The sequence below is a fragment of the Planktotalea frisia genome (assembly GCF_001890925.1).
Taxonomy (GTDB): Bacteria; Pseudomonadota; Alphaproteobacteria; order Rhodobacterales; family Rhodobacteraceae; genus Planktotalea; species Planktotalea frisia.
In genome coordinates this window covers 1-8,095 of sequence record NZ_MLCB01000027.1, presented here as the reverse complement: position 1 = coordinate 8,095, position 8,095 = coordinate 1, and the positions used below count along the sequence as shown (strand labels likewise).

The 8,095-nt window shown below is 55.2% G+C and carries 9 protein-coding genes; 6 read left to right on the top strand and 3 right to left on the bottom strand.

The annotated features are described in order from the left end of the window. Window positions 1–190: 190 nt before the first annotated feature. From PFRI_RS21790 to PFRI_RS01845, 3 genes are all read right to left on the bottom strand, one after another. Window positions 191–313, bottom strand: coding sequence for a hypothetical protein (locus PFRI_RS21790; RefSeq protein ID WP_273508116.1), 123 nt, complete (start codon window positions 311–313; stop codon window positions 191–193). A 166-nt stretch (window positions 314–479) separates the two neighbouring features. Next, on the bottom strand, window positions 480–1,247 hold the full coding sequence (locus PFRI_RS01850) for an amino acid ABC transporter permease (protein ID WP_072629065.1): 768 nt from the start codon (window positions 1,245–1,247) through the stop codon (window positions 480–482). 10 nt (window positions 1,248–1,257) lie between these two features. Further along, the gene (locus PFRI_RS01845; protein ID WP_072629064.1) at window positions 1,258–2,001 is read right to left on the bottom strand and encodes an amino acid ABC transporter ATP-binding protein; all 744 of its coding nucleotides are present in this window, start codon (window positions 1,999–2,001) and stop codon (window positions 1,258–1,260) included. 119 nt (window positions 2,002–2,120) lie between these two features. Between PFRI_RS01845 and PFRI_RS01840 the strand changes: the two genes are divergently transcribed. The 6 genes from PFRI_RS01840 (at window position 2,121) to PFRI_RS01815 (ending at window position 7,847) form a co-directional block, all read left to right on the top strand. Then, window positions 2,121–2,897, top strand: coding sequence for a transporter substrate-binding domain-containing protein (locus tag PFRI_RS01840; protein ID WP_072629063.1), 777 nt, complete (start codon window positions 2,121–2,123; stop codon window positions 2,895–2,897). Window positions 2,898–2,981: 84 nt separating this feature from the next. Beyond that, window positions 2,982–3,998, top strand: a complete 1,017-nt coding sequence (locus PFRI_RS01835) for an amidohydrolase family protein (protein WP_072629062.1) — start codon at window positions 2,982–2,984, stop codon at window positions 3,996–3,998. A 106-nt stretch (window positions 3,999–4,104) separates the two neighbouring features. Further along, on the top strand, window positions 4,105–5,133 hold the full coding sequence (locus PFRI_RS01830) for a TRAP transporter substrate-binding protein (RefSeq protein WP_072629061.1): 1,029 nt from the start codon (window positions 4,105–4,107) through the stop codon (window positions 5,131–5,133). A 66-nt stretch (window positions 5,134–5,199) separates the two neighbouring features. After that, entirely contained in the window at window positions 5,200–5,703 is a 504-nt protein-coding gene (locus PFRI_RS01825) for a TRAP transporter small permease (RefSeq protein WP_072629060.1), read from the top strand. After that, window positions 5,703–7,013, top strand: coding sequence for a TRAP transporter large permease (locus PFRI_RS01820; RefSeq protein WP_072629059.1), 1,311 nt, complete (start codon window positions 5,703–5,705; stop codon window positions 7,011–7,013). Before PFRI_RS01825 ends, PFRI_RS01820 begins: the two co-directional genes overlap by 1 nt. A gap of 9 nt (window positions 7,014–7,022) precedes the next feature. Beyond that, complete coding sequence (locus PFRI_RS01815; RefSeq protein WP_072629058.1) at window positions 7,023–7,847, top strand: 3-oxoadipate:acetyl-CoA acetyltransferase; 825 nt, start codon at window positions 7,023–7,025, stop codon at window positions 7,845–7,847. The last annotated feature ends 248 nt before the right edge of the window (window positions 7,848–8,095 follow it).

Genomic DNA, 8,095 nt, shown 5'->3' with positions numbered 1-8,095 from the left:
TGCACTATGGCGCATTGCGACGCCGATTGATGCAGGAGCCATCCACCCCATCCGCATACCCGACTTTCGCTCCAACTAACGGGCAAAAAAGGTGGCCGCGACCACCCCCCCTCAAAACCCAAAAGGGCGGCTCAAAAAGCCGCCCCTCTCATCCATACCTAAATTCGCTCTAGGCAAACCCGAAAAGCGTTTAACTCATCGTAGGGCCACCATCGACGGGTTCGGAGTAAGTGCTATTGCCGGAATTCGTAGGGCCGCTCGAAACACATGCGGCAGTCATAATCACAACACTGAGCGCAACAATTAACTTCATACTTTCATCCTTTATAAATCCCGCCCTCTTGGCGAGACTCTGAGTTATGCTGTCACGTTCACCTTTGGGAGTGGGTTAACTGGTTCGTGAACCGACGTGAGCGAATAGGGTGAGACTGTAACGCTTTGAGGTTCAAAACAGCCTCGCACAGACCCATTTGTTTCATTCACCGGCTCTCGTCCGATCCCATCTTCCGCTCCAACCACCTGACAAAGAAGCTGATGATCAAGACCAAAACCAAATACTCCAAGATCAGCAGCGTATAGATTTCCAAAGGACGGTACTCTGTTACCACCAATTCATTCGCACGACGGGTGAGTTCCTGCATACCGATCACCGACGCAAATGCGGACATTTTCACGATGTAGATGAATTGGTTCGCCAATGGCGGCAGGATACGGCGGATGGCTTGCGGCAGGATCACGTAGCGCATGGTTTGGCGGTAGTTCAGGCCCACAGTTTTCGCGGCCTCTGTCTGCCCTTTCGCGATGGATTGAATACCAGAGCGATAGATTTCTGCCGTGAAGGCGGAATCGGAAATCGCCAAAGTGATCACAGCACCCCAGAACGCATCGATGCTGACGTTGATGCCCATGGATTTCAGAACAACGGGCAAGCCGTAGAACACCCAGAACAGCATCGGCAACAAAGGAATGGCGCGCACGAACTCGATGTAGATGCGTGACGGCAGTCTGATCCAGCGGTTGGATGACATGCCCGGCAAAGCGACCATAAGGCCGATCGCCATCGACAGGAACGCGGCAATCACGGACAAAAGGATCGTCGCGCCAAAACCGTTCAAAAGGAAACGGATGTTGTTGTAGCCAGACTGCGTGCGCGGGTCGATCACGTACCAACCCCATGTGCCGGGGGTCGCGTTACAGCCCACAAGGAAGATCAGGCAGCTAAAAAGGAGTGCGGTTCTAAGTTTCATCAATCCGCTCTCAATGCTGCAAAATTTGGCTAAGGAATTGTTTGCAACGCTCGGTCTTGGGCGCTTCAAAGAAGTCGGTGGGCGTGCCCGTCTCTATCACTTCACCGTGATCCATAAAGATCATCCGATCCGCTGCGCGGCGTGCAAAGCCCATCTCGTGGGTCACAACAATCATCGTCATACCGTCTTCCGCGAGGTCGACAATCACATCAAGAACTTCGGAAATCATCTCTGGATCAAGGGCCGATGTGGGTTCGTCAAAGAGCATGATCTTGGGTTCCATGCAAAGCGAGCGCGCGATCGCGACACGCTGTTGTTGACCGCCGGAGAGCTCGCTAGGTTTCTTATGGGCTTGGTCGGGAATGCGCACGCGCTCAAGGTAGCGCATCGCGCGCTCTTCCGCGTCGGCCTTGCTCATTCCGCGTGCTTTCATTGGGCCAAGCGTGAGATTTTGCATGATGCTCAGATGCGGGAACAAGTTGAACTGTTGAAAGACCATGCCCACCTCCGAGCGGATCGCGTTGATCGACTCGTTGTCGATCATCTCGATGCCATCAACAACGATGCGTCCGCTGTCGTGCTCCTCCAACGAGTTCACACACCGGATCAGCGTCGACTTGCCAGACCCGGATGGGCCACAGACCACAATACGCTCGCCGTGCGCCACGTTCAGATCGATATTTTTGAGCGCCTGATAGTCGCCATACCACTTATTGAGACCACTTATCTCAATAGCATCGCCTGTCTTGGTCATCGCACGCTCCTTGAACTTCGCGTCAAACGCTTTAGAACATGTCGGGAACAATTAATATACACAATGCGCTTACCGCGTGTCCGACTTTAACACTTGATCCAAAACACTGAGGAAATACCATGAAACTACTTCAAAAACTGGGCGCTGTTGCGGCCTGCATGACTGCGCTTGTCGGCGCACCTGCCAGCGCGCAATCTGCTCTGAATGACATTCTAAGCGGCGGCGTTCTGAAAGTCGGCACAACGGGTGACTGGAACCCGATGTCCGTGCGTGATCCTGCGACAAACTCATATGTGGGTTTCGACATCGACGTGATGACACAGCTTGGCGCGGATCTTGGTGTTGAGGTCGAGTTCGTTCCAACGGATTGGAAAACGCTGGTGAATGGCGTTGTCGCTGGCAACTACCACATGACCGGCTCCGCATCGATCAGCCCTGCACGTCTCAAGGCGGCTGGCTATTCCAGTAGCTACATCTCTGTCGAGATGCTGCCCTTCACAACGACCGACAAAGCGGACCGCTTCACTACATGGGAGAGCATCAACAACGCTGATGTCACAGTGTCCACAACGCTTGGCACATCGTTCGAAAAGCTCGTGCGTGACTGGTTCCCGAATGCGAAGATCGTTGTTGTAGAAGCGCCTGCGCGTGGCTTCCAAGAGGTCCTCTCTGGTCGTGCGGATGTGTTCATCACGTCCAACATCGAAGGGTCAACGCTCTTGACGAAGTTCCCAAACCTCACGCAGATCGGCGTCGAAGCGCCCCGCGCCCCAACACCAATCGCGATGCTTTTGCCACAGACAGACCAAGTCTGGATCAACTATGTGAACTCATGGGTTGAGCTGAAAAAGACACAAGGCTTCTTCGAGACAACAGCGGCGAAATGGGGTCTGTAAGGACTTTCTATTCAGCCAAAAACTAAGCTAAGTTAAACCGCAGTTCCCATCAGGGCGCTGCGGTTTTTCTTTTGGGGCAGGCATATGGGCAAAGAGCAGTACCGCATCGACATGCACTCGCACTACTATGGCGGTGGCTTGGTCGAGACGATTTCGGCCCGTCAAAAACGCCCCTATCTGCGCAAGGCAAATGACGGCACGCTCAAAATGGTTGCGATGAATGGTGAATTTCCGTTCACAGAACACTACTACGATCACCGCGTCGGCTTGGCTGAGATGAATGCGCAGGGTCTCACACACCGCTTGCTCACCTTTCCGGGCGCGCTGGGGGTCGATCTATTGCCCGCGCACGAGATCGCGACGGCGATCTATGCGTTTAACGATCACCTTGCCGAGCTGGGCGCGCAGACGCAGGGCGCGCTTATTGGTCTTGCAGGTGTGCCGCTTGCCGACATGGATCTCGCTTGCGCTGAAGTGCTCCGCATTCGTCGAGACCTTGGCTTGCCGGGGATTATCCTGCCGTCAAACTATTTCAACACACTCGCTGACATGGAAGAGATGCGCCCGCTCCTTGACGCAGCCAACACCTACGGCTGTCACATCATGCTCCATCCCGGTCTGAAGGTGGGCGAGGAACCCCCTGCCCGCCCTACAGATCACATGCAATACCGCCTCTCTGCGCTTGATCTGCAAAACAGCGCCGCGCAAGTGGCACTGACGGTGATCCTATCTGATATGCTCGACGCATACCCGCGCGTGACGTTCCAAGTGGTGAACCTTGGCGGCACGCTGCCTTTCATATTCGAGCGCATCGAGAGTATCGCGCGCCACCGCAATCCTGACGCGCCGTTCCCAACTGAGCGCCTAAAACGCGTCTGGTATGATTGCGCCTCTCTCGGGCCGCGCGCGTTAGAAGCTGCGGTCAAACTGCTTGGCGCGGATCGCATCATGCTTGGCTCTGATTATCCGATCTTCAAGGATGATCCTTACGCCCACGCGCTCGCACCTGCTGATCTCAGCGCGCAAGACAAACAACAGATCGCTTGGAAAACAGCGGACGATCTTGTTACGCAGTTAAGTGCACTACGCGAAAACACGTAACGAATTTGTATTGCCGCCCTCGCGAACATGGTGTTTGCTGCGATTCATAAAGTTCCGATCCACGTCGCGTGGAAAAAGTGAACGAAATTTTCTGGGAGGAAAACAAATGAAACGTAGAACAATCATGAAAACCAGCTTGGTCGCGGGCGCACTTGCGTTTGGCCTTGGTGCGACAGCCGCATTCGCGGAAACCGTCACATTGCGCATGTCCACATGGCTACCACCCAAGCACCACCACACTGCAACAACCCTGCCTGCATGGATCGCTGCGGTAGAAGAAGCATCCGGCGGCACGCTCAAGATCAAGATCGACCCAGCCCCCATCGCAAAACCACCGGGCCAGTACGATATCGTACGCGATGGCGCGGCGGATATGTCCTATCACGTTGTGGCCTACACGCCTGGTCCTTTTGAGATCTTGCGCGGCGCAGAGCTGCCGTTCTTGTCCCCAAGCGCGGAAGTAGGCTCACAAGCAGCGTATGACTGGTACGACCGTAACATCGGGTTCGACAAAGAATTCAAAGACGTCAAAATCATCACGATCTTCGTGCATGGTCCGGGCGCGATCCACTCCAAAGAGCCAATCAAAACGCTTGAAGACCTCGCAGGCGTAAAGCTGCGCGTTGGCGGCGGCGGTGTGCGTATGGGTGAAGCTCTTGGCGCGACGCCTGTGGCTCTGCCAGCGACGCAAGCTTATGAGGCGATCCAAAAGGGTGTTGCCGACGGTGCGATGTTCCCATTCGAATCCATTGGTGGTTTCCGTTTGGGTGAGCTGGTGAACTATCACCTCGAAATCCCGGGTGGTCTTTATACAACGCCATTCGCTGTGATGATGAACCCTGCAAAGTTTGACGCTTTGTCTGACGCGCACAAGAAAGTGCTGACAGACTTGGGCGGCATTGAAGGCGCTAAAATCTTCGGCAAAGGCTGGGATGACGCGGACGCGGTTGGCCGTAAACTTGCAGAAGAGCAGGACGGCGTCTTCTCTAAGCTTGAGGGCGAAGAGCTCGCACGTTGGAGCGACAAAATCGCATTCATGAACGATGCATGGGTTGAAAAAGCAAACGCAGCCGGCCTCGATGGCGCAGCGCTCTTGGAAGACCTCAAAGCGACAGTTGCGAAATACTCCAACTAATCGCTCACGAAACAAGCGGCGCCGGAATTGTTCTGGCGCCGCTCTTTTTGCGTCAGGGGCCTGTCCGTGGAAAACCTTCTGAAATCTCTGTCCAAAGCGCTCGCTGGCTTTGCCTGCGTTGTGCTATTAGCCGTGATGCTGATCACCTTTGTCGATGTTGTCGGGCGGTATTTCTTTAACTCACCCATCACGTTTGCTGTCGAAATGATCCAGCTTGGCATGGGCCTTTTGGTGCTCTTTGGCCTTGCAATCACGACACTAGATCGCGGTCACATCGCCGTTGATGTGCTCGACACTGTCGTTCCCAAGTTCGTTCAGCGCATATTTGCGATGCTCGCCGCGCTGAGTGCGGTGGTGTTCATCACGCTGGTCGCATGGCGTCTGTGGGATCGTGGTATAAAGTTTTATGAAGATGGCCTCGCGACGGACGTTCTGTTCCTACCGGTTTGGCCTGTCGTGATCCTCATGGCCGTTGCCGCAAGCGTCGCGGCTTTCATTGCGCTCGTGCAATTTTTTATCCCTAGCATTCAAGGCGACACACACCCGCTCGCCCCAGATTTGGAAGACTGATGGACCCGATTACAATTGGCACACTGACCTTCGTCATTCTCTTCGTCATGCTTATTCTGACAGTCCCCATTGGCTTTGCCATGGGTATTTGCGGCCTTGCGGGCATGTCGATGATCATCGGTTTTGGCCCTTCTCTCTCGCTCTTTGGCACCACGGTCTATGAGACCACCGTGACTTATGACCTCTCTATTGTGCCGCTGTTCGTCCTTATGGGCGCTGTTGCTGCGCGCTCTGGTCTGTCCAAAGAACTCTACGGTGCATTCAATGCTTGGATGGGCGCGTTTCGCGGCGGTCTTGCCCTTGCCACTGTTGGTGCGTGCGGTGCCTTTGCGGCGATCTGTGGCTCATCTGTTGCCACCGCGGCGACCATGTCCAAAGTCGCCCTGCCCGAGATGGAGCGCTATAAATACGGCGAAAGCCTTGCCACAGGTTCCGTCGCCGCTGGCGGCATCATCGGTATTCTCATTCCGCCCTCTGTTGTCCTCGTCCTTTATGGCGTTCTGACCGAGACCTCTATCGGGGATCTGTTCATCGCGGGCTTCCTGCCCGGTGTTCTGACGATCCTTGGTTTCATGCTGGTCATCGTCATTGTCACACGCATCTATCCCGACATCGGCCCCGCTGGCGAAAAAACCTCCATGAAGGAAAAATTCGAAGCGCTGGGGCGCACATGGGCGATCATCCTACTCTTCGCAATCGTGATTGGCGGCATCTATTTCGGTGTCTTCACCCCGACCGAGGCCGCAGGCATCGGCGCTGTCGGCGCCTTTGTCATCTCCGCACTCAGGGGGCGTATGACGCTCAAAAACACGCGCGAAGCGTTGATGGAAACCGTGACAACGACGGCCATGATCTTCACTATTCTCATCGGTGCTTTGACGCTCAATAACCTAATGGTCTTCTCCGGCATCGCGGCCGCGCTGTCTGGCTTCGTCTCTGGCCTAGATATGCACCCGATGGCCGTCATGGCGATCATCTTGCTGATGTATCTCGTGATGGGTTGCTTCCTAGACGCGCTCGCGATGATCCTTTTGACGGTGCCCATCTTCTTCCCGATCATCACAGACCTCGGCTTTGATCCCGTCTGGTTTGGCATCATCGTCGTGATGGTGGTCGAACTTGGCCTCATCACACCCCCCATCGGCATGAACGTGTTTGTCATCAAAGGGATGGCGCCCAACGTCAAACTCTCCTCGATCTACCTAGGCGTTATGCCCTTCGTGCTCGCGCAGTTCGTGCTGATCGTTCTGGTGTTCCTCATCCCCGGTATCGCACTCTGGTTACCTGAAACGGCGGCCTCTTTCCGATAGGATCAAACCATGTCCAAACCTTGCATCATCTGCGTTGCGATCACGGGTTCTGTCCCTACGCAAGCGGACAATCCTGCTGTGCCTGTCACATTGTCCGAGCAGATTGAAAGCACACATGCCGCGTTCGAAGCAGGCGCCAGCATCGCCCATTGCCATGTGCGCGATGACGACGGCAAACCCACTGCTGACCCAGACCGCTACGCTGCTCTTCAAGAGGGGATTAAGGCGCATTGCCCTGACATGATCGTGCAACTTTCTACAGGCGGTCGCTCTGGTTCGGGTCGCGAGCGTGGCGGCATGCTGCCCTTGAAACCTGATATGGCGTCGCTCACCGTTGGCTCGAATAATTTCCCTACGCGGGTCTATGAAAACAGCCCCGATCTGGTCGATTGGCTCGCCGCTGAGATGATCAAATACAAGATCAAACCAGAGATCGAAGCCTTTGATCTGTCCCACATCTTCCACGCCGCTTTGATGCAAAAACGCGGCCAACTCGCGGGCACACCTTATGTGCAATTCGTGATGGGTGTGAAGAACGCTATGCCCGCTGATCGCGCTGTGTTCGACTTCTACCGCGCCACTGTCGCGCGTCTGTTCGGCGACGACGCCCCTTGGTGCGCTGCTGGCGTCGGTCCGCAGCAAATCGTGGTAAACGAGTGGGCGATCTCCTCCGGTGGTCACGCGCGCACGGGACTAGAGGACAACATCCGCCTCGACAAAAACACCCTCGCCCCTTCCAATGCCGCCCTAGTCGCGCGCGCGGTTGCGCTCTGCGAACAATACGAGCGCCCCGTTGCTACGACTTCCGAGGCGCGGGGGATTTTGGGGCTTTGAGGTTGGTGTGGTAGTTGCGGTTCACATAACAGCGGTTATCGGATTTTGACCGCTTGAAATGACTGTCGAGCACGAAGTGGCGAAGGTCGGGTGCGCGGATGGGGTGGATGGCTCCTGCATCAATCGGCGTCGCAATGCGCCATAGTGCAGTTGCTATGAACTGCTTATGAGAGGAGCCAGCCAATGCATGTTACAACAATGGGTCTATCCCAACAAAGGTACGAAACGCGACATAGGATTATCCCTGA